Here is a 26,255-nt window from a genome sequence, read left to right as displayed (position 1 = left end):
GGTGACCGTCTACGCGATCGCCCAGTTGCGGTTCACCGACCGGGCCGCCTACGACCGGTACCAAAGGCGATTCATGGAGGTGTTCGGCCAATACCGCGGCACACTGCTGGCCGCCGACGAGCGACCAGAGATCGTCGAGGGCCGCTGGAATCGGGACAAGGTGGTGCTGATGTCGTTTCCGGACGAGTCGGAATTCCGCTCCTGGTCGGAATCGCCGCAATACCAGAATATTTCGAAGGACCGCGAGGCGGGGGCTGATTCGGTGGTGCTGCTGGTGAAGGGGTTGGCGTGACGGCCCGCCCACTGCGTGACCTCATCGACGACGGGTGGGCCACCGCCTTGCAGTCGGTCGAGGGACAGGTCGCCACCATGGGCCAGTTCCTTCGTGACGAAATCGCAGCCGGCCGTGGCTACCTGCCCGCCGGAGAGAACGTGCTGCGCGCCTTCACATTTCCCTTCGACAAGGTGCGAGTGCTGATCGTCGGCCAGGATCCCTATCCGACCCCCGGACATGCTGTCGGCCTGAGCTTCTCGGTGGCCCCGGACGTGCGACCACTCCCGCGAAGCCTGGAGAACATCTTCACAGAATATGCCAGCGACCTCGGCTTTCCTCCGCCGGAAAACGGCGACCTCACCCCGTGGGCGCAACGCGGGGTGCTGATGCTCAACCGAGTTCTGACCGTCCAGCCGGGTAACTCGGCATCGCACCGCGGCAAGGGCTGGGAACCGGTCACGGAGTGCGCGATTCGCGCCCTGGTGGATCGCGGCCAGCCGATGGTGGCCATTCTGTGGGGGCGCGATGCCTCGACGCTCAGGCCGATGCTGACCGGCAAGGACTGCCTGTCGATCGAATCACCGCATCCCTCACCGCTATCGGCGGCACGGGGATTCTTCGGGTCGCGTCCATTCAGTCGCGCCAACGAGTTGCTCGCTCAGCTGGGCGCCGAGCCCGTCGACTGGCAGCTGCCGTAGAAGAAGCGAACGGTCAGCCGCGCACGACCTTGCCGGCCTTGAGGCACGAGGTGCAGACGTTGACACGGTGCTTGTTGCCGCCCGGACGGTTGGCGACGCGCACGCGCTGAATGTTGGGGTCCCAGCGACGGCTGGTCCGGCGATGGGAGTGCGACACCGACTTGCCGAAGCCGGGGGCCTTCCCACAGATATCGCAGACGGCAGCCATACTCGAAACTCCTCAGACTCTGGGGCCAACGACCTGGACGACGTTACGGGTGGCCCGGCGACCAGGAAAGAATAGCTGCCGCTGGGCAGAACTGCCAAAACGATCAACAAACGGCGGGTGTCACGAGACCTGCGGTGTCATCGCGAGTGGATAGGCTGGCGCGCACTGATGACGGCGTGAGGAGGTGCCATCCAGGTGGGATTCAGTGACGTGGGATCGGGGCTGCTGGCCGGGCCGGGTCGCGCGCTGGACGCGTCGGCGTTGCGTGACTGGGCGCACACCGCCGTGGGCGACCTGATCACCCATATCGACGAGATCAACCGGCTCAATGTGTTTCCCGTCGCCGACGCCGACACCGGCGTCAACATGCTGTTCACCATGCGCTCGGCGCTGGCCGAGGCCAATACCGAGGCCAAATCCGTTGACGTCGTCACAACGGCGGCGGCCCTGTCATCCGGCGCGCTCCATGGCGCGCGCGGCAACTCCGGGGTGATCTTGTCGCAGATCCTGCGCGGCATCGCCGACGTCACCGCGCATGCCTCCGCCGAATCCGGCGGCGGACTGCACGACATCGACGCTGCGCTGCTCGGCGCCGCGCTGCACCGTGGGGTCGACCTGGTGGTCGCCTCGATGGGTGGTCACGAGGTCAAGGGGACGATCGTCTCGGTCCTGAAAGCCGCCGGTGAGGCCGTCGAAGAGTCGGCGACCGCGGGGGACGGGCTGCCGCAGGCGGTTACCGCCGCCGGTGACGCCGCGGTGGTCGCGCTGGAGCGAACGCCTGAGCAGCTGGACGTGTTGGGAGAGGCCGGCGTGGTCGACGCCGGCGGTCGCGGTCTGTTGGTCCTGCTCGACGCGCTGCGCTCGACGATCACCGGCCAGGCCCCCAGCCGCAAGGTGTATCTGCCGGCACCGCCCCGGCCGTCACCTGAGCTCGCCGTGCGGCTACCGGCGCCGCAATTCGAAGTGATGTACCTGCTGGGCGGTTGTGACGACGACGAAGCCGAACAGCTGCGCGAGCGGCTGGACGAACTCGGTGAATCGGTCGCCATTGCGACGTCAGGCGTCGTCGGCGGCTACTCGGTTCACGTGCACACCGACGACGCCGGAGCGGCGATCGAAGCGGGCCTGGCGTTCGGCGACCCGCGACGGATCCAGATCTCGATGCTGAGCAGCGGTACCAGCGGACTGCCGCCGGGCAGCTGGACGCGGGAGCGGGCGGTGCTCGCCGTTGTCGACGGCGAAGGGGCGGCCGAATTGTTCGCCGATGAGGGCGCCTGCGTGCTGCGGCCCGATCCGCACGCCGAGAATCCGACGACGGTGATCACCGCGCAGCAACTGTTGCGCGCTGTCGTCGACACCGGCGCCGCGCAGGTGTTGGTGCTGCCCAACGGCTATGTGCTGGCCGAGGAGCTGGTCGCCGGTTGCACCGCGGCAATCGGCTGGGGTATCGACGTGGTGCCGCTGCCGTCCGGGTCGATGGTGCAGGGCCTGGCGGCGCTGGCGGTACATGAACCGGGCCGCCAAGCCGTCGACGACGGCTACACGATGGCTCGCGCGGCGGGCAGCGCACGGCACGCCACGGTGCGCGTCGCGACCGAGACCGCGTTGACGTGGGCGGGCACCTGCGAGCCGGGCAACGGGCTCGGCATCGCCGGCGACGAGGTCCTGATCGTGGCGCCCGATGTCGCCTCGGCCGCGACCGGTCTGATCGATCTGCTGCTGGGCGCCGGCGGGGAACTGGTCACCGTGCTGGTCGGCGGCGGCATCGACGCGGACTCCGTCGAATCCGCGCTGCGCGCCCACGTGCACGACCACCACGCAGGAAGTGAGCTAGCGATTTATCAGACCGGGCACCGCGGCGACGCGCTGCTGATCGGAGTCGAGTAGCGGTGGCGTCGCTCAGCGACCGGCTCGACTACGTCGTCGGCGCCAAAGCCGCCGGCCCCCTCGAGGAAGTGTTCGGCATCCGCACGGTAGACGACCTGCTGCGCCACTACCCGCGCAGCTACGTCGAAGGCGCCACCGTCCGCGGCGCCGACGACGAGCAACCGCCGGAAGGCGAGCACATCACACTCGTCGACGAGATCACTGACACCGCGCTGCTTTCGATCAAAAGCCGCCCCAAAGACAAGCTGTTTCGGGTGACCCTCGGGTCCGGCCGGGGCAAAGTCACCGCGACGTTCTTCCATCCGAAAAAGTGGATCACCGACCAGCTGTCCAAGGGCACCCGCGTCATGTTGTCCGGCGATGTCGGGTACTTCCGAGGTGCAATGCAACTGACCCACCCCGACTTCCTGGTGCTGGACGCGGCCGACGGACGCAACCGCGGCAGCCGGTCGCTGACGATGATCGCCAACGCCTCGCAGGCAGTGAGCGGGGAAGTGCTGCAAGAGGCATTCGAGCGCACCTTCTATCCGATCTATCCGGCCAGCGCGAAGTTGCAGAGCTGGGACATCTTCAACTGCGTTCGGCAGGTCCTCGAGGTGCTCGATCCGGTACCGGACCCTCTTCCTGAAAAGCTCTGCGCCACACACCAGCTGGCTTCCGAAGACGAGGCACTGCGGGCAATCCACCTTGCCGAAAACGGCGCCGATCGGCGGAGAGCCCGCGAACGGCTGGCCTTCGACGAGGCGGTGGGCCTGCAGTGGGCGTTGGTCAGTCGACGCCACGGCGAACTCGCCCAGTCCGGGCCGGTGGCGCCGTCGACGACGGCCGGTCTCCAACAGGAACTGTTGCAGCGCTTGCCGTTCGAGTTGACTGCCGGTCAGCGCGAGGTGCTGGACGTGCTCTCCGGCGAGTTGGCAACGTCCCGGCCGATGAACCGGCTGCTGCAAGGCGAAGTGGGCTCGGGCAAAACCATCGTCTCGGTGTTGGCGATGCTGCAGATGGTCGACGCCGGCTATCAATGCGCCTTGCTGGCGCCCACCGAAGTGCTCGCTGCACAGCATCTCCGGTCGATCAGCGACGTGCTCGGGCCGCTGGCGATGGGTGGACAGCTCGGCGCCGAGGACAACGCGACCAGGCTGACGTTGCTGACGGGCTCGATGTCGCAGGCGCAGAAGAAACAGGTTCGCGCCGCTATCGCCGGCGGCGAGGTCGGCATCGTCGTCGGTACCCACGCGTTACTGCAAGACGCGGTCGAGTTCCACAAGCTCGGCATGGTGGTCGTCGACGAGCAGCACCGGTTCGGTGTAGAACAACGAGACCAGCTGCGGGCCAAGGCACCTGCCGGTATCACGCCGCATCTGCTGGTGATGACCGCGACACCTATTCCGAGGACGGTGGCGCTGACCGTCTTCGGCGACCTCGAGACGTCGACGTTGCGCGAGCTTCCCCGCGGCCGTCAGCCGATCACCACCACCGCGATCTTCGTCAAGGACAAACCTGCCTGGCTGGACCGGGCCTGGCATCGCATCATCGAAGAGGTGGGCCAAGGTCGGCAGGCCTACGTCGTGGCACCGCGGATCGACGACTCCGACAGCGGGGGCCAGAGCGACCGAGACCAAAGGCCCTCGGCCACAGTCGAAGAGCTCTATGCGCGGCTCGGTAGCGGCCAACTGGCAGATCTTCGGCTCGGCCTCATGCACGGGCGGTTGAGCGGCGACGAGAAAGATGCCGTGATGGCGGCGTTTCGCGCCCGCGAGATCGACGTGCTGGTGTGCACCACCGTCATCGAAGTCGGCGTCGACGTGCCCAACGCGACCGTGATGCTGGTGATGGATGCCGACCGCTTCGGCGTCAGCCAGTTGCACCAGCTGCGTGGCCGCATCGGGCGCGGGGAGCACGCCAGCGTCTGCTTACTGGTCAGTTGGATGACGCCGGATTCGCGTGCGGGCAGGAGACTGAGTGCGGTCGCCGGAACGCTCGACGGTTTCGAGCTCGCCGATTTGGATCTGCAGGAACGGCGTGAGGGAGATGTGTTGGGCCGCAGCCAGTCTGGCCGCGCGATCACGCTTCGATTGTTGTCGCTGATCGATCATCGAGAGGTCATCGAGGCGGCGCGCGACTTCTGCGAACAGGCCTATGAGGACCCGGACGCGTATCCGGGTCTGGCGCTGCTGGGTGCACCCTTCACCGGCAACGAGCGCATCGAATTTCTGGACAAGTCGTGACCCGCAGAAGATGGCCGTGGCTCGCGGCGATCGCGATTCTCGCTGTGCTGGTTGCCTATCAGGTGGCGGTCACGTCGGCGGGGGATCGCGACCGGGAGTTCGCGGCTCGTGCCGACGTTCCGACCGTGCAGCCCGGAGTCGACGTGCTGGGTGGAATCGCCATAGTGCCGTGGCGAGTTCGTCACTACGACTATCACCGCGCCGCGTTCGGCGAAGCGTGGACCGACGACAACGACGCACCCGGCGGTCACAACGGCTGCGATACTCGCGACGACATCCTCACTCGCGACCTGGTCGACAAGAGCTACGTGTTCGCCAAGCACTGTCCCGACGCCGTCGAGACCGGCACCCTGCACGACCCGTATACCAACGCCACCATCAACTTCCACCGCGGCGCCAAGGTCGGCGAGGCCGTCCAGATCGACTACATCGTATCCGCAGCTCTGACTCATAGCAGATGCACTTGCTGTGGTGAATGCGTTGATGACATGCCGCTCACAGTGTTCGGACATTGATCATGAAGAGGCGTGTGGTCCGATGACGAAGAGGCAGCTGACATGGCTGGCGGTCGCGGCGATCCTTTCGATCCTGGTGGCCTACCAGACGGTGGAATCGTCTACCGAGCGATATGCGCAATTCCTCGCGCAGGCTGATGTCCCGACGGTAGCGCCCGGTGTCGACGTGTTGGCCGGAGTTGCGGTGGTGCCACTGCGGATCCGCCGTTATGACTACCGGCGTGCAGCATTCGGTGAGGCGTGGACCGACGATAACGACGCCCCTGGCGGCCGCAACGGCTGCGACACCCGTGATGACATTCTCAACCGTGACCTGGTCGACAAGACCTACGTGTCGACCAAACGATGTCCGGATGCCGTCGCCACCGGAGTCCTGCATGACCCATATACCAACGCCACCATCGACTTTCATCGTGGCGCGAAAGTGGGTGAGGCGGTGCAGATCGACCACATCGCGCCCTTGGCTTACGGATGGGATATGGGGGCTTATGGGTGGACCGACGAAATGCGCGTGCGATTTGCCAATGATCCGGCCAATCTGCTCGCGGTAGAGGGTCAGGCGAACCAGGACAAGGGCGATAAGGAACCCGTGTTATGGATGCCGCCGAACGCTGCGTTCCACTGTCAGTACGCGATGCAATTCATCGCAGTGTTGCGGGGTTACGGGCTGCCTGTCGATGCGCCTTCGGCCGCGGTCTTGCGTGGCGCTGCTGAAAACTGCCCGAAAGGTTGAGCATGGGTAAGCCACCCCTCGTTTGCGGCCCCAGAAGGACGCTTTGACGTACACGACCCCGCAGCGTTCGTCCAAAACGATTTAGCCGCAATGACGCCCGCGATGCTGTTCAGCGCCGGCGTGCCGAAAACTCTGGTTATCGAGACACTGTGTCGTCGAGGGAGGCCACCTCGGGCGGATACTGCGATCGGCCGTGTGATTTGACCCTGACCGCCTTGAATAAGTGCCGGACGTCCAGTGTCCGGCCGGATCACCGCCCAACACGCCGAGAGAACCGAGACCGCGACGCTGCCAAGGCCGATCGCGTCACTCACATGCGCATCGGTCACGGTGCGAGACCAAAAGCCACTCCGTTCTCAACACTCTCACAGTTGGAGAAAACTACCCTCGGGGCGCAACGTTGAACACGCCCGCTGGAAGCGAGAAACCACGAATGAACTCACATACCGGAATTAAGATCGCCGCCGTGAGAGGCCGGAAAGTCGCTGCTGGGGTGTTGTCCGCTTCCGCACTGGTCTGTGCAGCGCCAGTCGCGCAGGCCGCTCCGATGCCTGTTCCTGCCCGCGGGGGTCATGGCGGTGGACATGCTGAGGGTGGACATGCTGAGGGTGGACATGCTGAGGGTGGACATGCTGAGGGTGGACATGCCGACGGTGGACATGCTGGCAGTGGACCTGGGGGCGGTGGACATGCTGGCAGTGGACCCGGTGGCGGTGGACCTGGTGACGGGGGCCCCGCCGGAGGTCCTGGGAATGGTGGCGTGGGCCACGCCGGAGGTCCTCAAGAAATGCCTGGGGCGGTACTGTCACCTGTGATCCCCCACCGTCGGGCTCACGACCCCGGTACTGACTTGCCAGCCCCATTGCCTACGCCGTAGCGAAAGCGCGGTATTTACCGCCGGGCGCCGGCGATCGCGGTGGTCTTGATCGCCGCAACGAGGGTTCAGAGGGTGCCGGTGAAGTTCATCAGTGCTTCGACGATCGGGCTGATGTTGATGTCGCCGTAGGGTGTGAGCAGGAAGTCACCGACGGTGTAGGCGGTGTTGGCGGCGTTTTCTGAGGACTCGAAGACGTTGCCGAAGCCGAACCCGAATTCGTCGAGCAGAAAGCCGGTGCCATCGGGAACGGGTGTGCCGGTGGTGTCGGTCGCGAGGATGAAGTCACCGTAGGGGTTACCAAAAACAAAGGCCGGGCTCGAGATCGGCGAGTAGTCGAATTGTCCGGTGAAGGTGCCGACCGGGATACCGAGAGTGTCGACAGAGAAGGCTTGGGTACCGTCCACCTCGCCGCTGGCCGTGGTCACCGACACCTCGGGGGCGCCGACAGGCTCGATCGTGTAGACCGGCGAAAAGGGGTTGGTCGGGTCTGCGCTGTAAGGAATCGCAGCCGGAAAGTACTCATTGCTTAGGCTGGCAGCCAGCGGCGCAGTCGCGGCCGCATCGGTGATGGGGCCCAGAACGTCGGTGGGGGTATCCGCCGCGGCGGCGCCCATGCCCGATGCCGCGGCGGTCGCGGCCAACGCGGCGCCGGCCGTCCACTGCAGCGCGCAATGAATAGTGCGGTCAAAGCTCTTCATGGGGGTCCTTCTGCAAGAAGGGGACGTGGACCCTATAGCCGATATAAGGCTGAGCTCAACCTATCTCAGCTTGCACTCAGCAGAGAAGGGGGCGAGGACAATCCCAGCCACTCACAAGCTCCAGTCCCGCTCGCCCAAAATCAACGCTGGAACGAGCTCGCAGCAGACCATCTAGCTTTCCGATGGTTTCGTTGCCGTCAACGGTCGGAGACGGACTAGGGAATGTTGGAGATTGCCAGCACGTAGTGAGTACATTCGACGCCCGGCGAGACACAGCAAGAACGAGTCAGACCGGGACGACGCTCAGTGTGATGAGTGCGGGACTATTCCGCATCTGACTAATTAGTCTGGTCCCGATTGGCGGCGCTCCATAACGCGTCCAACTCGGTCATTGCGGTGTCGTGCGTGATCAGCCAGTGCCCGCCCTGATCGATCAGCACGATGGGCCGAGGGTGAGTGGCGTGTTTATATCCCCCTGTGGTGGCCACGATGGCCCCAGCGGAGTTGTTGGGTGCGTGCTGGATGTCGGTCACGACGAAGGCCGGGGGAAGCAGCCCGCCGAACACGTTCACGTTCATTCGGTTCAGATGATTGTCGATTGTCCCGGCTTCATCAGGGGTGAATCCCGGCGTGACGATGTCAGTCTTGTTCTCCGCGGGAATGCCCGGGTCGGTCAGCTTAGCCAGGACGGCGACCACCTCATCGGTGCTGGGGACGGCGTCTGCACTAGCCGATACGGGTGCGGCGATCAACGCCGCCGTCACCGTCGCGACAGCGAGGAGTTTGGTCCACCTCAAACGTGATTTCTCACTTCCAGCGGGCTTGTTGAACGATGCGGCGAGTTTAGTTTTCGCCATCTGTGACAGTGCTGAGAGCGACGGTGGCACGGAGTTATCGGCGTGCATACTGAAGCGCGGTGTCGCACGAAACGACCGTGCGGTCAGCGCGGCGATGGGCCTGTTTTTGATGACGTCGATCTAAGGAACGTCGCGCTGGCGCGCCGAGAGAGTTCATCGTGTAAGCGGATCCGCGTTAATGCGGTATGGCCACCTCGTCGAGCGAAGCATAAGGGGGAGAGTTGACGGACATAACTCAACAGAAGCCGCATCGGAGGGACCATGTCTATGTGGTTTTGATCTTCATAGCATCTACGCTGCCGTGGTGGTTTCTTTTCTTTGGCTTCGGCCCAGATATAGATCTTCCCGAGTGGTTAAGTGTACTTATTTTATTGCTACTACTGCTAATTGTCCCGGTGCTAATGTTGTTCGCAGTCTTTAGACTAAAACTTTTCAACTCAGTTGCGCATGACGCCGTAATTGTGTTCGCGGTACTTATGCTTACCGAGGGGTTGTTTGCCTGGTTCTACCTTCTGCTGTCTGATCAGTCATCGTCCGCCGCCTTCTGTCCCGCGCACCCATCCCACATCCAACTGCTGTACTTTACAATGAGCACTGCGACAACAACGGGAATGGCGGACATTAAACCAAATAACGACAGTGTCCGCATTCTAGTGTCAGCACAGATGCTGGTGAGCCTTATGCTCATTTCGGGTGCAATTGCTACGGCTTTTAATCGTGTTCTTAACCCGAAAGATTAGACAGCTTTCCGATGGGAATTGTCGTTGGTGACAGTTCAGACATGGCGACCGATAAGCGTGTCGAGCGGTCCAAAGATGCTGTGCTCACCGAGACCTATCGGCTACTCACCGAGGGTGGCATCGGCGGCGTCAGCATCGACGAGGTATCACGCCGCTCGGGAGTCGCCAAGACCACGATCTATCGACATTGGCCCTCGCGCAGTGCATTGCTGCTGGACGCGTGTTCGCGCATCGGTACTGCCTCTGCGACCCCAGACAGCGGTAGCTTCGCCAGCGACATCCGTGAGCTGAATGAAGCCCTAGCCCGAGAATTAGCTTCTGCCGGATGGACGTCCATTCTGCCGTCGATCATTGACGCCGCCGAACGAGACGAGCACGTGGCGCGAATGCAGGCTGCCCTTCATGCCCAAATGATGGTCCAGTCGTTGAGGTCATTAATCAAGCATTGGGACGCGGCGAGGTAGAGCTAAACCGAAGCCCTGCTAACGTTGTCGCGGGCATCGTTGGCCCTTTGTTCTACCGTCGCTGGTTCTCTAGAGAACCAATAGACGACACGTTCAACGAAGCCATTCTTCGCTACCTTTGATTGATCTACCAACGGGCGAGCCCGGCAGGTTGTCTCGTTACTGAAAATTCGTAGCCGACCACTTCGCGTCTCGCACGATGGTTTCGCTGTCGAAGATCAGGCGTAGTCGACGGTGCTATTCGCGAGCGGTTACGCCCAGCTCTTGGTTCACCGGTGGTGGGCACACGAAGCTCCCCTCGATCTCAATGAGGATTGACTCGGCTGCTAGCCCTGCGACGATGGCCACCGTGTTGACCGGGTAGGAACCGTCGGGAAACCAGTCGGCGTATACCTCATCGCGCACCGTATTGAACTTCGTCAGGCTGTCGCGGCCCACGAGGAGGGTCAAGAGTCTGATCAGATCCGCTGGCGCGGCACCCTGTGAGGCGAGCAGTGTCTCGATCGCGGCAAAGACCAGACGGGCCTGATCTGCGACGCCTTCGGGCATTTTAGATCCGGTGGTTGTAGCGATCTGTCCCGCGAACGTCGCGATGCGCGCCTTCTCCGAGGTGATGCTCAGGTGGCTGTACTTGCCTGCTGGCGCGGCGGCGGACTCCGGGTTTAGGTATTTGACAGCGGTCATCGCGGCTCTCCATCCCACCGTGTCAACCGCCTACAGTCCCGAGCCTCAGCGACGGTCGTTGATAACCAATCAACGCCCATGAGGGTGAGCTTGGGACTAGGCGGCGGCCCTCAGTCTCATTTGTAGAGATTTGGGACAGGCTTCGCGCCGCGGTTTCGCGAGGCGTTCCCGCAGTCACGCTGTCTCATTTCCTGTGTTGTTGGCAAAGCAGTACCACGGCCCAGCGCCTAGCCGCGGCGTAGTCGCTTGGTGCGGGAACTGCATTCCTTCCGCCGACGCCGGCAGGCCCGGAGGCGCAGATACGGGCTCCCGATCGACCTGGTCTCGAGCAACGTGCTGCGGCAGGCCGCAACGACCTGCCCGACCGGACGCTAGACGCCGGTGTAGGTCAGCGGATCCTCGCGGACTCGGGTGCCATCGTTGAGCCCGTTCAGCGCTTCCATGTGGGCGGTGGTCAACTCGAAGTCGAAGACGTCGAAGTTGCTGGCGATCCGCTCGGGATTACCGGAGCGCGGGATCACCACGTTGCCCAGCTGGATGCTCCACCGGATGAGCACCTGCGCCGGGGTGCGGCCGTATTCGCCGGCGATCGACGTCACGGTGGCGTTGTCCAGCACCCTGCCGACCGCTAGCGGACTGTACGCCTCGGTGACGACGTCGTGTTGAGCGTTGAACGCCCGCAATCCGGCCTGGTTGAGCAGGGGGTGCAGCTCGATCTGGTTGACCGCGGGGGTGACGTAGGTCAGGTCGATGACCGTTTCCAGGTACTCCTCGGTGTAGTTGCACACCCCGATCGAGCGGGTATGGCCGTCGCCGCGGGCCTGAATCAGGCCGCCGAAAGTGTCCACGTATTTTCCCAGCTGCGGCTGCGGCCAGTGCACGAGAAAGAGGTCGACGTAGTCCAGCCCGAGCTTGTCCAGGCTCACCTTGACGGCGTCCTGGGCGACGTTGAATCCGTGGTCGGCGTTGGCGACCTTGGTGGTGACGAACAACTCGGCGCGCGGGATTCCCGACGCCGCGATGGCCCGGCCGACGGCGGCTTCGTTTCCGTATACCGAGGCGGTGTCGATCAGCCGGTAGCCGATCTCGAGCGCCGTTGATACGGCGCGTTCGGTTTCGTCCTCGGTCAGCTCGGCGACCCCGAGGCCGAGTACCGGCATCGTATTTTCGTCGTTGAGTGCAATGGAGGGGACTGAAAGGTCAGGGCCGCCCGACATCTTTCACCTGCCTGTGAAGTCGAAGGTTCGTGGATCAGGACCGAGCCGGTTTCCGTCATCGAGCGAGGAGATAGACGCTATGTCGTTTTCGCTCAATTCGAAATCGAACACGTCGAAGTTGCTCGCAATCCGCTCGGGGTTTACCGACTTGGGGATGACGATATTACCGAGGTGAAGATGCCATCGAATCAGAACCTGCGCCGGGGTGCGGTGGCGGGCCTCGGCGACGGCAGTGACAGCAGGGCTGGTCAGCAGCGATCCTTGCCCGAGCGGCCCCCACGCCTCGGTCGCGATACCGAGGCGGGCGTGTAGCTCGCCCAGTTCGGTCTGCGGCAGCCGCGGATGCAGCTCGACCTGATTGACGGCCGGCACGATCCCGGTGGCGTCGACGAGCGCGTTGATGTGTTCGGGCTCGAAGTTGCTGACCCCGATCGACCGGATCCGGCCCTGGTCGCGCAGGTGAGCGAAGGCTTTGAAGGTGTCGATGAACATGTTCAGCTTGGGCATCGGCCAATGGATCAGGTAAAGGTCCAGGTAATCGATGCCCAGCCGGTCCATACTGACGTCGAACGCGGCCAGTGTGCTGTCGTAACCCTGCTCGGAATTCCAAAGCTTGGTGACCAAGTAAAGTTCGTCCCTGGGCACGCCGGACTCCGCGACCGCGCGACCGGTCTCGCGTTCGTTGCCGTACACCGAGGCGGTGTCGATATGGCGGTATCCGGCTCGCAGCGCGGTGCTCACCGCTTGCTCGGTGTCGGACGGCGGGACTTTGAAAACGCCGAATCCGAGCGCGGGGATGGAATGACCGTCGTTCAGTGGGACCGAGGGACTCGAGGGACTAGCCATGACACGAAGTCTGCCAGGCGCACCGGCTCCGCAGCTCGCGACCGGTGGCTGGGCCAACTGGCTGAAAAGCGTCGCTACCAAAGTCGGCGTCAAGGTGATTCCGTGGGTACCAACGCGCGCCGTGCGACTGCTGGCCGGCGGCCGTTCGGTCACGGTCGACGGCAACACGCTTGATCCGACGTTGCAGCTGATGCTGTCGGCACAGCACGCGATGGGCATCGAGGGCTTGGCGGTAGGTGACGACGTTGCGGCATCTCGGGCTCTGATGCGGGAATCGTTGATGGCGTTCGCCGGCCCGCAGGTGCATGTCGGCGTCCGGGACTTGTCGTTACCGGGACCGGCCGGCCCCATCCCGGCCCGGCATTATCGGCCGGCGGCCACGAAGCCAACCCCGTTGCTGGTTTTCTACCACGGCGGCGGCTGGACTATTGGCGACCTGGACACCCACGACGCGTTATGCCGGCTGGCCTGCCGCGACGCCGATGTTCACGTGCTGTCGGTCGATTACCGGCTGGCCCCTGAGCACCAAGCACCGGCCGCGGTCGACGACGCCTACGCGGCGTTCAAGTGGGCGTGCGAACACGCCGAGGAACTCGGCGCAATCCCCGGGAAAGTGGCCGTCGGCGGGGACAGCGCCGGCGGCAACCTGGCGGCCGTCGTCTCACAACTGGCGCGCGACCAGGGTGGCCCGCAGCCCGTGCTGCAATGGCTGATCTACCCGCGCACCGACTTCACCGCGCAGACCCGGTCGTTGAGTCTGTTCGCCGAGGGTTTTCTGCTCACCAAAGCCGACATGGACTGGTTCGAGGTCCAGTACCTGGACGGCTCGGGCATCGAGCCGGCAGATCCGCGGATTTCGCCGTTGTTGGCTGACTCGTTGGCCGGGCTGCCGCCCGCGCTGGTCGCCACCGCGGGCTTCGACCCGTTGCGTGACGAGGGAGACCGCTACGCGGCGGCGCTCCACAAGGCCGGGACCCACGTCGACTGGCGGTCAATGCGATCTCTCACGCACGGATTTGCCAACCTGTTCCCGCTGGGCGGTGGAAGCGCGCAGGCCACTACGGAGTTGATTTCGGCGCTGCGAGCCCATCTCAGCCGCGTCTGAGTCGATTGCGCGTCCCTCCCCTCGCCGCTGCGCGGCTGGGAGGCACCCCCACCTCAGGCCGCGCCGCCCTCAATCGTCACCACGCGACCTGGCTATTGCGACGCCGGTAGGCTAGGGCGCTACCGCCGACCGCACCGCGGCCGGGCAACGAAGCCGACTATGTGGAAATGGTGACCTGACCCATGGGCGAAAAAGCCGCCAAATCGAACCGTCCAGCGAAATACGACCTCAACGCCGCCGGACGCCGACGTGACTTGGCGGTCCGGACTGGGCTCACCGCGATCGTGATCGCGTTCGCCGTTTTTGTCGTCTGGGCCGTGCTGCCGGACAGCAAGAAGACCTCTACCGACGGAGCCCGGGCCATCCGGGTGACGTCGAGCAAGCTGGTCGTCAAGGACGGCACCCACGATCCGAAGGCCGTGGTCTCCTTTTACGAGGACTTCCTCTGCCCGGCCTGCGGCAACTTCGAGCGGGGATTCGGGCCGACGGTCTCGAAGCTGATCGACGGCGGCGAGATCGCCGCCGACTACTACATGACCGGCTTTCTCAGTAGGCCGCAGAACCAGCAATACTCGTCGCGAGCCGCCAACGCCGGGTACTGCGTCGCCGACGAGTCGATCGACGCCTTCCGCCGATTCCACACCGCCCTGTACACCAAGGACATTCAGCCCGACGAAGCCGGGACAGCATTCCCTGACAACGCGAGGCTGGTCGAGTTGGCCCGCGAAGCCGGCGTGGTGGGCAAGGTGCCCGAGTGCATCAAGTCCGGCAAATATATCCCGATGGTCGACGGCTTGATCACGTCGGCAGGCATTCACGCCACCCCGACGGTGCGCATCAACGGCCAGGACTACCAGTGGACGACGCCGCAAGAATTCGTCGCAAAGATCAAAGCAATCGTCGGAGACGTGCCCGGAATCGACTCGGCTGCGACCCCAGCAGCGTCGTGACCACCTCGGCGGCAGCCAAAACCGATGGGCCGGTCGAACATTCGACGATAGCGTCGCCAGTCCCATCGGCCAGCGCGTGGTGGATTCTGATCGCGGGTGTGGCCGGCCTGATCGCCTCGGCCACGCTGACCATCGAGAAAATCGAACTGCTGGTCAATCCGTCGTATGTGCCGTCGTGCAATCTCAACCCGATTGTGTCCTGCGGTTCGGTAATGACGACGCCGCAAGCATCGGCGTTCGGCTTCCCGAACTCGCTGATCGGAATCGCCGCGTTCGCGATCGTCTTCGTCACCGGTGTGCTGGCGGTGGCCAAAGTGCCGCTGCCACGTTGGTATTGGATCGGGATCACCCTCGGGACGCTGGCCGCGACCGGGTTCGTGCACTGGCTGATCATCCAAAGCCTCTATCGCATCGGGGCGCTGTGCCCGTACTGCATGGTGGTGTGGGTGGCGACCATCTCACTGCTCGTGGTGGTCGCCTCGATTGCGTTCGGGCCCAATGGTGACGGCCGCGGCGGAGTCGTCGCGCGGGAGCTCCACCACTGGCGGTGGTCGATCGCCACGATCTGGTTCACCGCCGTCTTTCTGCTGATCGTGGTCCGGTTCTGGGACTACTGGTCCACCCTGATCTGAACAACCTGCCCGCCTAGTTATTGAAGAGGGACGTACGTGATCTCCAAAGTGCTGGTTGCCAATCGCGGCGAGATCGCCGTTCGCGCGTTCCGGGCCGCCTACGAGCTCGGCGTCGGCACCGTCGCTGTCTACCCGTACGAAGACCGGAACTCGTTGCACCGCTTGAAGGCCGACGAGTCCTATCAGATCGGCGAGATCGGCCACCCGGTCAGGGCGTACCTGTCTGTCAGCGAGATCGTCGACACCGCGCGCGCCGCGGGTGCCGACGCGGTGTACCCCGGGTACGGATTTCTCTCGGAGAACCCGCAATTGGCCGCCGAGTGCGCGAAGAAAGGCATCACGTTCGTCGGCCCCAAAGCCGAAGTGCTGTCGCTCACCGGCAACAAGTCCCGGGCGGTCGCCGCGGCCCGTGAAGCGGGTCTGCCGGTCCTGACGTCGTCGGCGCCGTCGTCGTCGGTCGATGAGTTGGTGTCGGCGTCGTCGGCGATGAAATTCTCGTTGTTCGTCAAGGCGGTCGCCGGCGGCGGTGGCCGAGGGATGCGCCGGGTCACCGACGCCGACGCGCTGCCCGAAGCCATCGAGGCGGCCAGCCGTGAAGCCGAGTCGGCGTTCGGGGATCCCACCGTCTACCTCGAACAGGCCGTGCTCAACCCGCGCCATATCGAAGTGCAGATCCTAGCGGATACGCACGGCAACGTGATTCATCTCTACGAGCGGGACTGCAGTGTGCAGCGCCGCCACCAGAAGGTCATCGAGGTGGCGCCCGCCCCGAACCTGCCAGAAGAACTGCGGGACAAGATGTGTGCCGACGCGGTCGCCTTCGCCCGCCACATCGGATACAGCAACGCGGGCACGGTGGAGTTCCTGCTGGACGAGCGTGGTCACCACGTCTTCATCGAAATGAATCCCCGGATCCAGGTGGAGCACACCGTCACCGAGGAGATCACCGACGTCGACCTGGTCTCCAGCCAGCTGCGCATTGCGGGCGGCGAGAGCCTCGACGATCTGGGCCTGCGCCAAGAGGACATTCGCCCGCACGGCGCCGCGCTGCAATGCCGGATCACCACCGAAGACCCAGCCAACGGCTTCCGGCCGGACACCGGACGGATCACCACGTACCGCAGCCCGGGTGGCGCGGGCATACGTCTTGACGGCGGAACCAATCTCGGCGCAGAGGTCAGCGCACACTTCGACTCCATGCTGGTCAAGCTGACCTGCCGGGGCCGCGACTTCACCACTGCGGTGAACCGGGCGCGGCGGGCGATCGCGGAGTTCCGGATCCGTGGCGTGTCGACGAATATCCCGTTCCTGCAAGCAGTCCTGGATGATCCCGATTTCCAGACCGGCCATGTCACCACCTCGTTCATCGAGGACCGCCCGGCGTTGCTCACCGCGCGGTCATCGGCGGACCGTGGCACCAAGATCCTCAACTATCTGGCCGACGTGACCGTCAACAAGCCACACGGATCCCGACCGTCGGCGCTGTACCCGCAGGACAAGTTGCCCGATATCGATCTGCCGAAGGCGCCACCGGCGGGCTCCAAACAACTTCTGGTCGAGCTGGGTCCCGAAGGTTTCGCGCGCTGGTTGCGTGACTCATCGGGGGTTCGTGTCACCGACACCACCTTCCGGGACGCCCATCAGTCGCTGCTGGCGACGCGGGTGCGCACCAGCGGCCTGGGACTGGTTGCGCCCTACATCGCGCGGACCATGCCGCAGCTGCTGTCGGTCGAGTGTTGGGGCGGCGCGACCTACGACGTGGCGCTGCGGTTCCTCAAGGAAGACCCCTGGGAGCGGCTGGCAGAGCTACGCGAATTGATGCCCAACATCTGTCTGCAGATGCTGCTGCGGGGCCGTAATACCGTTGGCTACACGCCGTATCCAGAGTTGGTCACCTCGGCGTTCGTGGACGAAGCCACGGCGACGGGGATCGACATTTTCCGGATCTTTGATGCGCTGAACAATCTCGAATCGATGCGCCCCGCGATCGACGCGGTACGCGAAACCGGTTCTGCGATCGCCGAAGTCGCGATGTGTTACACCGGGGACCTGTCCGATCCGGCCGAGAATCTTTACACGCTGGACTATTACCTGAAACTGGCCGACCAGATCGTCGACGCCGGAGCGCACGTGCTGGCCATCAAGGACATGGCCGGCCTGCTACGTCCGCAAGCCGCCCGACAACTGGTCGGTGCGCTGCGCAGTCGCTTCGACCTGCCGGTGCACGTGCACACCCACGACACCCCGGGCGGTCAGCTGGCCAGCTACATCGCCGCCTGGCAGGCGGGCGCCGACGCGGTCGACGGCGCATCGGCCCCGATGGCGGGAACCACCAGTCAGCCGGCGCTGAGTTCGATCGTGGCGGCTGCCGCGCACACCGACTACGACACCGGGATGTCACTCGCAGCGGTCTGCGCGCTGGAGCCGTATTGGGAGGCACTACGAAAGGTGTACGCGCCCTTCGAATCCGGGCTTCCCGGACCAACCGGACGGGTGTATCACCACGAGATCCCCGGCGGTCAGTTGTCGAATCTTCGCCAACAGGCCATAGCGCTGGGGCTGGGGGACCGGTTCGAGGAAGTCGAAGAGGCGTACGCCGGTGCCGATCGGGTGCTGGGCAGGCTGATCAAGGTCACGCCGTCATCGAAGGTGGTTGGCGACCTCGCGCTGGCACTGGTGGGCGCAGGCCTCAGCGCCGACGAGTTCGCCTTGCACCCAGAGCAATTTGACATCCCGGAGTCGGTCCTCGGCTTTCTGCGCGGTGATCTCGGCGACCCGGTGGGCGGCTGGCCGGAACCCTTGCGTTCGAAAGCCTTAGCCGGCCGCGGTGAGCCCAAGCCGGTCGAGCAGCTGACCCCCGAGGACGAAACGGCGCTGGGGTTGCAAGGCCACAAACGCCAGGCCACCCTCAATCGCCTGTTATTTCCCGGCCCAACAAAGGAATACGAGTCGCATTCAGAGTCCTACGGCGACACGTCGCGGCTGTCGGCCAACCAGTTCTTCTACGGCCTTCGCCAAGGCGAGGAGCACCGGGTGCAGTTGGAGCCCGGTGTCGAGCTGCTGATCGGGTTGGAGGCGATCTCCGAACCCGACGAGCGCGGGATGCGCACGGTGATGTTCATCATCAACGGTCAGCTGCGGCCGGTGGAGGTGCGGGACCGCAGCATTGCCAGCGAGGTTCCTGCCGCAGAGAAGGCTGACCGAGGCAACTCGAATCACATCGCCGCTCCGTTCGCCGGGGTTGTGACCGTAGGGGTTTCGGCCGGTGACAAGGTCAGCGCCGGTCAGACCATCGCCACGATCGAGGCGATGAAGATGGAGGCGCCGATCACCGCTCCCGCCGACGGCACGGTCGAGCGCGTGGCCGTTTCGGACACCGCGCAGGTCGAAGGTGGCGATTTGCTGGTGGTGCTCGGCTGACGCGCATCGTTGGCGGTGTCGCCGGCGGGCGGCGCATCGCTGTCCCGCCCCGCGGAACCCGGCCGACGACCGATCGGGTGCGTGAATCCTTGTTCAACATCGTGACCGCGCGGCTGGATCTGACCGGCCTGTCGGTGCTCGACCTGTATGCGGGCTCCGGGGGATTGGGACTCGAGGCGTTGTCGCGCGGAGCGGGCTCGGCGGTGTTCGTCGAGTCCGATCGTCGAGCGGCGGCGGTGCTGGAACGCAACATCGCAACGATCGGCCTGCCCGGTGCGACCCTGCGACGCGGGCAGGTGGCTGCGGTGCTGGCGGCCGGAACCACCGCGCCGGTTGATCTGGTGCTGGCCGACCCGCCCTATGAGGTGGACGGGCGCGAGGTCGAGGCGCTCCTCACGACGCTGGCGGCCCACGGCTGGGTGCGGGACGGAAGCGTCGCCGTGGTGGAGCGTGCAACCAGCGGTCCGCCATTGAATTGGCCCGACGGGTGGGACTGCTGGCAGCCGCGGATTTACGGCGACACCCGCTTGGAGCTGGCCGAACGCCTCTGAGTCTGCGTGTACCGTTTTCGCGTATGACCGCCGGCGACGATCGACAGAGCAGTGCGATCCGAAAAGGGCAGCAGGAGCGGCGCATATGAGCGGCGCCGTTTGCCCGGGTTCATTCGATCCGGTGACATTGGGCCACATCGACGTCTTTGAACGAGCGGCGGCTCAGTTCGATGAGGTGGTGGTGGCCATCCTGATCAATCCCGCCAAGAAGGGCATGTTCGACATCGACGAGCGGATCGCGATGATCGAGGAGTCGACGGTCCACCTGCCCAACTTGCGAGTGGAGTCGGGCCAGGGTCTAGTGGTCGACTTTGTCCGGTCCCGCGGAATGACGGCGATCGTCAAGGGTCTTCGAACCGGCACCGACTTCGAATACGAATTGCAGATGGCACAGATGAACAAGCACGTGGCCGGCGTCGACACGTTCTTCGTGGCGACCACCGCGCGGTATTCGTTCGTATCGTCGTCGCTGGCCAAAGAAGTCGCGCTGCTCGGCGGCGACGTCACCGAGCTGCTACCCGATCCGGTGAACGGTCGGCTCGCCGAGAAGCTGCACTCGGCCAAAGGGCAGTAAACCACCAGCGCGACCGGGCGAAAGCCGCGGCCGCGCTGATGGTGTGGTTATCTCAGCTCTCGGCGAGAGCGCCGTGCAGAGACTGCTTCGCCTCGGTGATCGCTGCCAGAACCTTGGCCCGCGCTTCAGCGAGCTTTTCCTTCTGAGCGTCGGTGCCTGACCAGTGGATGGTCCGCGCCAGCCCGGCGAGCTCGAACAGACCCCATCGAATCTTCGCGACGTCTTTGAACTTGCCGGCCTGGGCGAGCCGCGCGTGGATGCTCTCGCTGCTGACGCCCTTCCACTGCAACACGTTTCGGCCCAGCTCGGACAGAGTGGCGACCCCGTCGCTGACCGTTACAAAACCACGGCCGGCCAGCTTGCCGATCGCCAGCTCGACGATCTCCACCGGCGGCGCGAACGCTCCGTCAGTAGCCTCGGAAACACGCTGCACGATCTGCTCGGCGTTCGCCGGTCCGTCGAGCAACAGGGCCGCTGTACCGACTACGACCCGCTTGTAGCGCCCACCGCGTCCGCCGGGTCCGCCATGGCCGCCCCAGCCGTGGCCCCCGAAACCGGGACCGCCCGAACCGGGTCCACCGAAACCGGGCCCACCCCAACCGGGTCCACCCCAACCGGGTCCACCCCAACCGGGTCCACCCCGACCGGGCCCACCAGAAAATCCTCCACCAAACATCGCTGTTCTCCTTCGCGTAACGGCGACGAGCCGGTTGGCCCGATCGCCACATTGCATCTCTAGTTCCTTGATACCGAAGGAAAACATGTGTGTCAACAAACTTGATATTGCTGAGAGAAAAAGCTGAAGAAGGCGCTCGACTGCTGCGCGACGCGCCCGTTATTACAACGCGGGGCCCGTACTTCCATGTCAGCATGGGGGAGATGAGCGAAATCGACGATCAACCGCTGGGTTTCCTGGTGCGCGGGCTGATGGCCCGTTTGCGCCCCCACGCGGTGCAGGCATTACGACCGCTCGGGCTCGGGCTGCCCGAATTCGTCTGCCTGCGCATCTTGGACGACGACCCGGGCCGCACCAGCGCCGAGCTCGCTCGCCACACCCATGTCACCGCGCAGGCGATGAACCAGGTACTTCAAGGGTTGCAAGAGATAGGTCTGGTGACCCGGCCTGCGACGGCGACGGCAGGTCGTGCACTCCCGGCTCAGCTCACTCGCAAGGGCAAGGCCCTACTCAAGCGTGCCGAAAGCGCCGTCGCATCCTCCGACGAACAGCTGCTGGCTCACCTGAGTCTCGCCGATCGGCGCCAACTCAAGCGCCTGCTGTATCGCGCCGGCAATCCGCCGACCGAAAACGCCGCGGCATGCCCTGCCTCCTAGCGGAGTCCCGCGACTGAACCGAAATAAGATCGGCGCGGACTCCGGAGGTCTCCGATCAGGCTTCGGGCGTGATCGTCGTCGTCACTAGCTGACGCGCCCTAGAAGGGCGGTCGGTCGTCGTCGTCGCTGACCGGTGGGGCGAGTCCGAAGTAGCTTGGACGGCTGGCTCGGCGGCTGTTGCGAGCGTTGAGGTTTCGTTGCCGTTCGGCGGCGACGCGTTGGGCGCAGCAAGTCCCAACCTGCCATCCGGGCCCGAGTCCCCAAGCGCGCACAATCACATGAGGCAACGAATCCACCTTCGCGCGCATCTTGACGTGAGGCAACAGGACGGCACTGGTGGAAAGTTATCCACACGTGAAGCCAAGTGACGCAGATGGTTTGAGAGGTCTACTGGCAGTCGTGGTGGCCGTGCTCGTGCTCTGTGTCTGGCGGGCCACCCATCGCCTGGAGCATTGGTATGCCGCCGGTGATCACAAAGCGGGCCACGAGCAGAGCGGCGAGTCCGAGGAAGGCGATGTTGAGCCAGGTCGTGTAGTTCCACGAGACGCCGGCCTCCATCACCGTCGCGTTGCGCTGCGACGGGATGAGACCCGCGGTTCCGAAGAGGATTTCGACGAGGTAGCCGGCGGTGACCATGGCGGCATAGAAGGTGCCCAGCAGCGTCAGCGTCATCGCGACGCCGTAGTACTTCCGGTAGATGTTCAGGATCGGCAGGATGAGCAGATCGGCGAAGATGAACGCGACGACGCCGCCGAAGCTGATGCCGCCGTTCCACAACACCGCGGCCAGCGGCACGTTGCCGATCGAGCAGACGAACGAGGCGATAGCCACGACTGGCCCAACGATCGGCCCCCACACCGCCGACCACACCGGGTGGTTGGCGAAAAAGAAGTGCTGCCAGAGAGATTCGGGGACCCACGCCCCGATTGCGCCGGCGATCAGAAGCCCGATCACCAGATCGCGGAGTATCGCGGCCCATTCCATGACGAACACATGGGACACCGAGGTGAAGCCCTCCCGCGAGAACAACCGCCGCAGGAAGGAGCCTTCGCTTTGAACCGACATGTCCATCGCCGCATGGCCTTCCATCGAACCGGCCAGTCCCTGGTCGGCCTGGGTGCGTGCCGCATCGACAAGTCGCGAGCGCACGAAGAGCCGGAACAACACCGCCAGAATCACGATCATCAATGGGCCACCGACGAACTCCGCGGCGGTGAACTGCCAGCCCATCAGCAGCGTCAGGATGATGCCCAATTCCACGACGAGGTTGGTCGAGCCGATTTCGAACGCCATGGCGGCGGTGAAATTGGCACCCTTGCGGAACAGCGACCGGGCCAACGCCACTGCGGCGTAGGAGCACGAGGACGACGCCGCGCCCAGTCCGGCCGCGACGGCCAGCGTTCGGGGCCGGTCATCGCCGATCAGGGCCACGATGGTCGAGCGGCGCACCAGGGCCTGCACGACGGCCGACAGGGCGAAACCCAGGATCAACGCCCATAGGATCTCCCACGTCATGGACCCCGACAGGGCTAACGCGTGTGCCACCGCATGTGCCATCACACCTGCAACCTCAGTACCCCCTGGGGGTATTCCTATCGTCCGCGTGCTTGCACCGATCCGCATTTCGGGCCGGTGCGGGATTGCCGCTCCAGCGGGTGAGTCGACATACTCAGGTCAAGTGTGCAGGTAATTGGGATCGATCTGAGACCTAAAAGCCCGACACACCGAGCCTGGCAACGCAATCACAGAAGTAACACCAGGCACACTGGTCACAACAACGAAGCCGGGAGGGTGTTGCCGTGTACCGAGTTTTTGAGGCGCTCGATGAAATGGGTGCCATTGTCGAGGAAGCTCGTGGCGTCCCCATGACCGCGGGCTGCGTCGTCCCCCGGGGTGACGTGCTCGAATTGATCGACGACATCAAGGACGCGATCCCGGGCGAGCTGGACGACGCCCAAGACGTGCTCGACGCCCGCGACTCGCTGTTGCACGAGGCCAAGGCGCATGCGGACGCGATGGTGTTGTCAGCGACCACCGAGTCGGAATCGCTGCTGAACCACTCCCGCGCGGAGGCCGATCGCATCCTGGCCGACGCCAAGGCGCAAGCGGACCGGATGGTCGGTGAAGCCCGTCAGCACAGCGAACGGATGGTCGGCGAGGCGCGCGAAGAGGCCTCACGCACCGCAGCGTCCGCCAAGCGCGAGTACGAGGCCGCCACCGGTCGGGCGAAGTCGGAGGCCGACCGTCTCGTCGAAAACGGCAACATCTCTTACGAGAAAGCCGTCCAGGAAGGCATCAAAGAACAGCAGCGGCTGGTGTCCCAGACCGAGGTCGTGCAATCGGCCAATGCCGAGTCAGCGCGGCTGATCGATAACGCACACGTCGAGGCCGACCGGCTGCGCGGCGAGTGCGACATCTACGTCGACAGCAAACTCGCCGAATTCGAGGAGCACCTCAACACCACCCTGCGTTCGGTCAATCGCGGCCGCCATCAGTTACGGACCGCGGCGGGCGTGCACGACTACGCACAGCGGTAGCTCTTCCACCGGTGGCACGGGGTCACTGGTCGCGTCCGTAGAATCGCGGACATGGCGCGCCAGCGTAGCCACACGGCACAACCACGTTCGGGATCGCCGCTCGTCGTCGACATCGCACGACTGGGGCGACGTCCCGGAGCGATGTTCCCTCTGCACGAGACGGTGGCGAACCCCACGCGTATCGGCCTGGACCTGGTCGGCATCGCGGCCGGTGCACCCATGGAACTCGACTTCCGGATGGAATCGGTGTCCGAAGGTGTGTTGGTGAGCGGGACCGTGTCGGCGCCGATCGCGGGCGAGTGTGCGCGGTGTCTGACGCCGTTCCAGGAGCACGTCGAGGTGGACGTGACCGAGTTGTTCGCCTACCCGGACAGCATCACCGAAGCCACCACCGAGGACGACGAAGTCGGGCGCGTCATCGCCGACACCGTCGACCTGGAACAGCCGATCATCGACGCCGTCGGTCTGGAACTGTCGTTTACCCCGCTGTGCCACGACGACTGTCCGGGACTGTGCGCAACGTGCGGCGTCGCGTTGGCCGCCGCCGAGCCGGGTCATCACCACGATGAGATCGACCCGCGCTGGGCGAAACTGACGACGATGCTGGGGTCCGACGACGACGGAACCGGCGATGAGTGATCTGCTCGACGCGCTCGAGGTCGATCTGCCCGACGATCTGCTGACCCTCGCGCTGACGCATCGCAGCTATGCCTACGAGCATGGCGGACTTCCCACCAATGAGCGCCTGGAGTTCCTCGGCGACGCTGTGCTGGGGCTGACCGTGACCGACGAGCTGTACCACCGTCACCCGCAACGCCCGGAAAGCGATCTGGCGAAGATGCGGGCCGGCGTCGTCAACACCCAGGCGCTGGCCGAGGTGGCGCGGTCGCTGACCGATCAAGGACTCGGCGCGCACCTGCTGTTGGGTCGCGGCGAATTGAAGTCCGGCGGCACGGAAAAATCCAGCATCCTCGCCGACGGGCTCGAGTCCCTGCTCGGCGCCATTTATCTGCACAATGGCATCGAGGCCGCGCGGCGGGTCATCCTGCGGTTGTTCAGCGAATTGCTGGACGCCGGCGGGCTTTTGGACTGGAAGACCACCTTGCAAGAGTTGGCTGCGGCCCGCGGCCTCGGCACGGTCTCCTATCAAGTGACCGCCACCGGGCCGGATCACAAGCGCGAGTTCACCGCGGTCGTCGTCGTGCGGGACACCCGATACGGATCCGGAATCGGGCGGACCAAGAAAGAAGCCGAGCAGAAGGCCGCCGAGAAGGCCTGCGAGGCGCTGACCCAGGTAGACGCTGCCGCATCCAGGGAGACTGCCGGCTAGATGCCTGAACTACCCGAGGTCGAGGTGGTGCGGCGCGGACTGCAGGCTCACGTGGTGGGCAAGACCATCACCGCGGTCCGCGTGCATCACCCCCGCGCCGTCCGTCGCCACGAGGCCGGGCCCGCCGACCTGACGGCGCGCCTGCTCGACGCCCGGATCACCGGCAGCGATCGGCGCGGCAAGTATCTGTGGCTCACCCTGGACGGGCCGAGCGGCGACGAGCAGGCGCTGGTCGTGCACCTCGGCATGAGCGGGCAGATGCTTCTCGGGGAGGTCCCTAACGTCGGGCACCTGCGCATCGCCGCCCTGCTCGACGACGGCACCACGCTGAGCTTCGTCGACCAGCGGACGTTCGGTGGCTGGCTGCTGGCCGACCTGGTTACGGTCGACGACAGCCTTGTCCCGGTGCCTGTCGCGCATGTGGCGCGCGACCCGCTGGACCCGCGCTTCGACATCGACGCGGTGGTAAAGGTGTTGCGGCGCAAGCACTCCGAGATCAAACGCCAGCTGCTCGACCAGACCGTGGTGTCGGGGATCGGCAACATCTACGCCGACGAGTCGCTGTGGCGCGCCAAGGTGAACGGCGCTCGGCTGGCCGAGGCGCTGACTCGCAAACAGCTGACGGCGCTGCTGGAATCTGCCGCCGAGGTGATGCGTGATGCGTTAGCGCAGGGCGGTACGTCGTTCGACTCGCTCTATGTCAACGTCAACGGCCAATCGGGTTACTTCGACCGCTCGCTGAACGTCTATGGCCGGGAAGGCCAGGCGTGCAGGCGCTGCGGCGCGGTGATCCGCCGCGACAAATTCATGAACCGGTCGTCGTTCTATTGCCCGCGCTGCCAGCCACGGCCGCGGCGCTGAGGTTTCTCGTGTTCACTCTGCGTCCACGGCGCGAAAGTGC

At 64.7% G+C, this 26,255-nt stretch carries 28 protein-coding genes and 1 pseudogene; 21 read left to right on the top strand and 8 right to left on the bottom strand.

The features are described from left to right. The first annotated feature begins 1 nt into the window (after position 1). Entirely contained in the window at positions 2 to 292 is a 291-nt protein-coding gene (locus ACQY5A_RS17740) for a DUF1330 domain-containing protein (protein WP_428341666.1), read from the top strand. Then, positions 289 to 972: a uracil-DNA glycosylase gene (locus tag ACQY5A_RS17735; protein ID WP_428341665.1), complete on the top strand. Its 684-nt coding sequence runs from the start codon at positions 289 to 291 to the stop codon at positions 970 to 972. The genes ACQY5A_RS17740 and ACQY5A_RS17735 overlap by 4 nt, the downstream gene beginning before the upstream one ends. A 13-nt stretch (positions 973 to 985) precedes the next feature. Here the strand turns inward: ACQY5A_RS17735 and rpmB are convergent, their stop codons facing one another. After that, positions 986 to 1,180 (bottom strand): 50S ribosomal protein L28, encoded by a 195-nt coding sequence (gene rpmB / locus ACQY5A_RS17730; protein ID WP_428341664.1) that lies wholly within the window; start codon positions 1,178 to 1,180, stop codon positions 986 to 988. Positions 1,181 to 1,405: 225 nt separating this feature from the next. On the opposite strand from rpmB, the gene ACQY5A_RS17725 reads away from it, so the two are divergent. From ACQY5A_RS17725 to ACQY5A_RS17705, 5 genes and pseudogenes are all read left to right on the top strand, one after another. Next, the gene (locus ACQY5A_RS17725) at positions 1,406 to 3,067 is read left to right on the top strand and encodes a DAK2 domain-containing protein (RefSeq protein ID WP_428343215.1); all 1,662 of its coding nucleotides are present in this window, start codon (positions 1,406 to 1,408) and stop codon (positions 3,065 to 3,067) included. A 2-nt stretch (positions 3,068 to 3,069) separates the two neighbouring features. Continuing rightward, positions 3,070 to 5,292 (top strand): ATP-dependent DNA helicase RecG, encoded by a 2,223-nt coding sequence (gene recG, locus ACQY5A_RS17720; protein ID WP_428341663.1) that lies wholly within the window; start codon positions 3,070 to 3,072, stop codon positions 5,290 to 5,292. Then, positions 5,289 to 5,735 (top strand): annotated as a pseudogene (locus ACQY5A_RS17715) (hypothetical protein); the annotation flags it as partial. The gene recG and the pseudogene ACQY5A_RS17715, both read left to right, overlap by 4 nt. A gap of 94 nt (positions 5,736 to 5,829) precedes the next feature. Then, positions 5,830 to 6,540 carry an HNH endonuclease family protein gene (locus ACQY5A_RS17710; RefSeq protein WP_428341662.1) on the top strand — a complete coding sequence of 237 codons (711 nt, stop codon included), beginning with the start codon at positions 5,830 to 5,832 and terminating at the stop codon, positions 6,538 to 6,540. 584 nt (positions 6,541 to 7,124) lie between these two features. After that, entirely contained in the window at positions 7,125 to 7,355 is a 231-nt protein-coding gene (locus ACQY5A_RS17705) for a hypothetical protein (RefSeq protein ID WP_428341661.1), read from the top strand. A gap of 127 nt (positions 7,356 to 7,482) precedes the next feature. On the opposite strand, the gene ACQY5A_RS17700 is transcribed toward ACQY5A_RS17705, so the two are convergent. Continuing rightward, positions 7,483 to 8,115, bottom strand: a complete 633-nt coding sequence (locus tag ACQY5A_RS17700; RefSeq protein WP_428341660.1) for a hypothetical protein — start codon at positions 8,113 to 8,115, stop codon at positions 7,483 to 7,485. A 338-nt stretch (positions 8,116 to 8,453) separates the two neighbouring features. Next, a complete protein-coding gene (locus tag ACQY5A_RS17695) occupies positions 8,454 to 8,972 on the bottom strand; it encodes a hypothetical protein (RefSeq protein ID WP_428341659.1) in 519 nt (172 codons plus the stop codon). 269 nt (positions 8,973 to 9,241) lie between these two features. Between ACQY5A_RS17695 and ACQY5A_RS17690 the strand changes: the two genes are divergently transcribed. Genes ACQY5A_RS17690 through ACQY5A_RS17680 form a run of 3 tightly spaced genes read left to right on the top strand, consistent with a single transcriptional unit; the run spans position 9,242 to position 10,298 of the window. Beyond that, positions 9,242 to 9,712: an ion channel gene (locus tag ACQY5A_RS17690; RefSeq protein ID WP_428341658.1), complete on the top strand. Its 471-nt coding sequence runs from the start codon at positions 9,242 to 9,244 to the stop codon at positions 9,710 to 9,712. A gap of 41 nt (positions 9,713 to 9,753) precedes the next feature. Next, positions 9,754 to 10,176, top strand: coding sequence for a TetR/AcrR family transcriptional regulator (locus ACQY5A_RS17685; RefSeq protein ID WP_428341657.1), 423 nt, complete (start codon positions 9,754 to 9,756; stop codon positions 10,174 to 10,176). After that, positions 10,158 to 10,298: a hypothetical protein gene (locus tag ACQY5A_RS17680; RefSeq protein ID WP_428341656.1), complete on the top strand. Its 141-nt coding sequence runs from the start codon at positions 10,158 to 10,160 to the stop codon at positions 10,296 to 10,298. The genes ACQY5A_RS17685 and ACQY5A_RS17680 overlap by 19 nt, the downstream gene beginning before the upstream one ends. A 115-nt stretch (positions 10,299 to 10,413) precedes the next feature. On the opposite strand, the gene ACQY5A_RS17675 is transcribed toward ACQY5A_RS17680, so the two are convergent. The 3 genes from ACQY5A_RS17675 to ACQY5A_RS17665 all read right to left on the bottom strand — a co-directional run bounded on the left by ACQY5A_RS17675 (position 10,414) and on the right by ACQY5A_RS17665 (position 12,923). Beyond that, positions 10,414 to 10,860 carry a RidA family protein gene (locus ACQY5A_RS17675; protein WP_428341655.1) on the bottom strand — a complete coding sequence of 149 codons (447 nt, stop codon included), beginning with the start codon at positions 10,858 to 10,860 and terminating at the stop codon, positions 10,414 to 10,416. A gap of 371 nt (positions 10,861 to 11,231) precedes the next feature. After that, on the bottom strand, positions 11,232 to 12,077 hold the full coding sequence (locus ACQY5A_RS17670) for an aldo/keto reductase (RefSeq protein ID WP_428341654.1): 846 nt from the start codon (positions 12,075 to 12,077) through the stop codon (positions 11,232 to 11,234). A 3-nt stretch (positions 12,078 to 12,080) separates the two neighbouring features. Continuing rightward, positions 12,081 to 12,923 (bottom strand): aldo/keto reductase, encoded by an 843-nt coding sequence (locus ACQY5A_RS17665; protein ID WP_428341653.1) that lies wholly within the window; start codon positions 12,921 to 12,923, stop codon positions 12,081 to 12,083. Between ACQY5A_RS17665 and ACQY5A_RS17660 the strand changes: the two genes are divergently transcribed. From ACQY5A_RS17660 to coaD, 6 genes are all read left to right on the top strand, one after another. Further along, positions 12,922 to 14,028 (top strand): alpha/beta hydrolase, encoded by a 1,107-nt coding sequence (locus tag ACQY5A_RS17660; RefSeq protein ID WP_428341652.1) that lies wholly within the window; start codon positions 12,922 to 12,924, stop codon positions 14,026 to 14,028. The two genes, ACQY5A_RS17665 and ACQY5A_RS17660, sit on opposite strands and share 2 nt — an antisense overlap. Before the next feature lie 182 nt (positions 14,029 to 14,210). Next, positions 14,211 to 14,978, top strand: a complete 768-nt coding sequence (locus tag ACQY5A_RS17655; RefSeq protein WP_428341651.1) for a DsbA family protein — start codon at positions 14,211 to 14,213, stop codon at positions 14,976 to 14,978. A gap of 47 nt (positions 14,979 to 15,025) precedes the next feature. Further along, positions 15,026 to 15,610, top strand: coding sequence for a vitamin K epoxide reductase family protein (locus tag ACQY5A_RS17650; RefSeq protein ID WP_428343214.1), 585 nt, complete (start codon positions 15,026 to 15,028; stop codon positions 15,608 to 15,610). A 36-nt stretch (positions 15,611 to 15,646) separates the two neighbouring features. Next, a complete protein-coding gene (locus ACQY5A_RS17645; protein WP_428341650.1) occupies positions 15,647 to 19,030 on the top strand; it encodes a pyruvate carboxylase in 3,384 nt (1,127 codons plus the stop codon). After that, entirely contained in the window at positions 19,027 to 19,581 is a 555-nt protein-coding gene (gene rsmD / locus ACQY5A_RS17640; RefSeq protein WP_428343213.1) for a 16S rRNA (guanine(966)-N(2))-methyltransferase RsmD, read from the top strand. Before ACQY5A_RS17645 ends, rsmD begins: the two co-directional genes overlap by 4 nt. Before the next feature lie 85 nt (positions 19,582 to 19,666). Next, positions 19,667 to 20,155: a pantetheine-phosphate adenylyltransferase gene (gene coaD / locus ACQY5A_RS17635; RefSeq protein WP_428341649.1), complete on the top strand. Its 489-nt coding sequence runs from the start codon at positions 19,667 to 19,669 to the stop codon at positions 20,153 to 20,155. A gap of 52 nt (positions 20,156 to 20,207) precedes the next feature. Here coaD and ACQY5A_RS17630 read toward each other — a convergent pair whose 3' ends face one another. After that, positions 20,208 to 20,831, bottom strand: a complete 624-nt coding sequence (locus ACQY5A_RS17630) for a hypothetical protein (protein WP_428341648.1) — start codon at positions 20,829 to 20,831, stop codon at positions 20,208 to 20,210. Between the two features lie 203 nt (positions 20,832 to 21,034). Here ACQY5A_RS17630 and ACQY5A_RS17625 point away from each other — a divergent pair, with 203 nt between their 5' ends. Further along, on the top strand, positions 21,035 to 21,487 hold the full coding sequence (locus tag ACQY5A_RS17625) for a MarR family winged helix-turn-helix transcriptional regulator (protein ID WP_428341647.1): 453 nt from the start codon (positions 21,035 to 21,037) through the stop codon (positions 21,485 to 21,487). A 387-nt stretch (positions 21,488 to 21,874) separates the two neighbouring features. Here ACQY5A_RS17625 and ACQY5A_RS17620 read toward each other — a convergent pair whose 3' ends face one another. Then, positions 21,875 to 23,110 carry a permease gene (locus tag ACQY5A_RS17620; RefSeq protein ID WP_428341646.1) on the bottom strand — a complete coding sequence of 412 codons (1,236 nt, stop codon included), beginning with the start codon at positions 23,108 to 23,110 and terminating at the stop codon, positions 21,875 to 21,877. A 176-nt stretch (positions 23,111 to 23,286) separates the two neighbouring features. Between ACQY5A_RS17620 and sepIVA the strand changes: the two genes are divergently transcribed. From sepIVA to mutM, 4 genes are read left to right on the top strand one after another with little or no spacing between them, the layout of a single operon-like run. Beyond that, a complete protein-coding gene (gene sepIVA / locus ACQY5A_RS17615) occupies positions 23,287 to 24,024 on the top strand; it encodes a cell division protein SepIVA (RefSeq protein ID WP_428341645.1) in 738 nt (245 codons plus the stop codon). Between the two features lie 51 nt (positions 24,025 to 24,075). Then, positions 24,076 to 24,663 (top strand): YceD family protein, encoded by a 588-nt coding sequence (locus ACQY5A_RS17610; protein WP_428341644.1) that lies wholly within the window; start codon positions 24,076 to 24,078, stop codon positions 24,661 to 24,663. Next, the gene (gene rnc / locus ACQY5A_RS17605; protein WP_428341643.1) at positions 24,656 to 25,354 is read left to right on the top strand and encodes a ribonuclease III; all 699 of its coding nucleotides are present in this window, start codon (positions 24,656 to 24,658) and stop codon (positions 25,352 to 25,354) included. The genes ACQY5A_RS17610 and rnc overlap by 8 nt, the downstream gene beginning before the upstream one ends. Continuing rightward, the gene (mutM, locus tag ACQY5A_RS17600; protein WP_428341642.1) at positions 25,355 to 26,215 is read left to right on the top strand and encodes a DNA-formamidopyrimidine glycosylase; all 861 of its coding nucleotides are present in this window, start codon (positions 25,355 to 25,357) and stop codon (positions 26,213 to 26,215) included. Positions 26,216 to 26,255 lie beyond the last annotated feature (40 nt).

It is taken from the genome of Mycobacterium sp. (assembly GCF_965277065.1).
GTDB lineage: Bacteria > Actinomycetota > Actinomycetes > Mycobacteriales > Mycobacteriaceae > Mycobacterium.
This window is presented reverse-complemented; position numbering and strand designations above follow the sequence as displayed.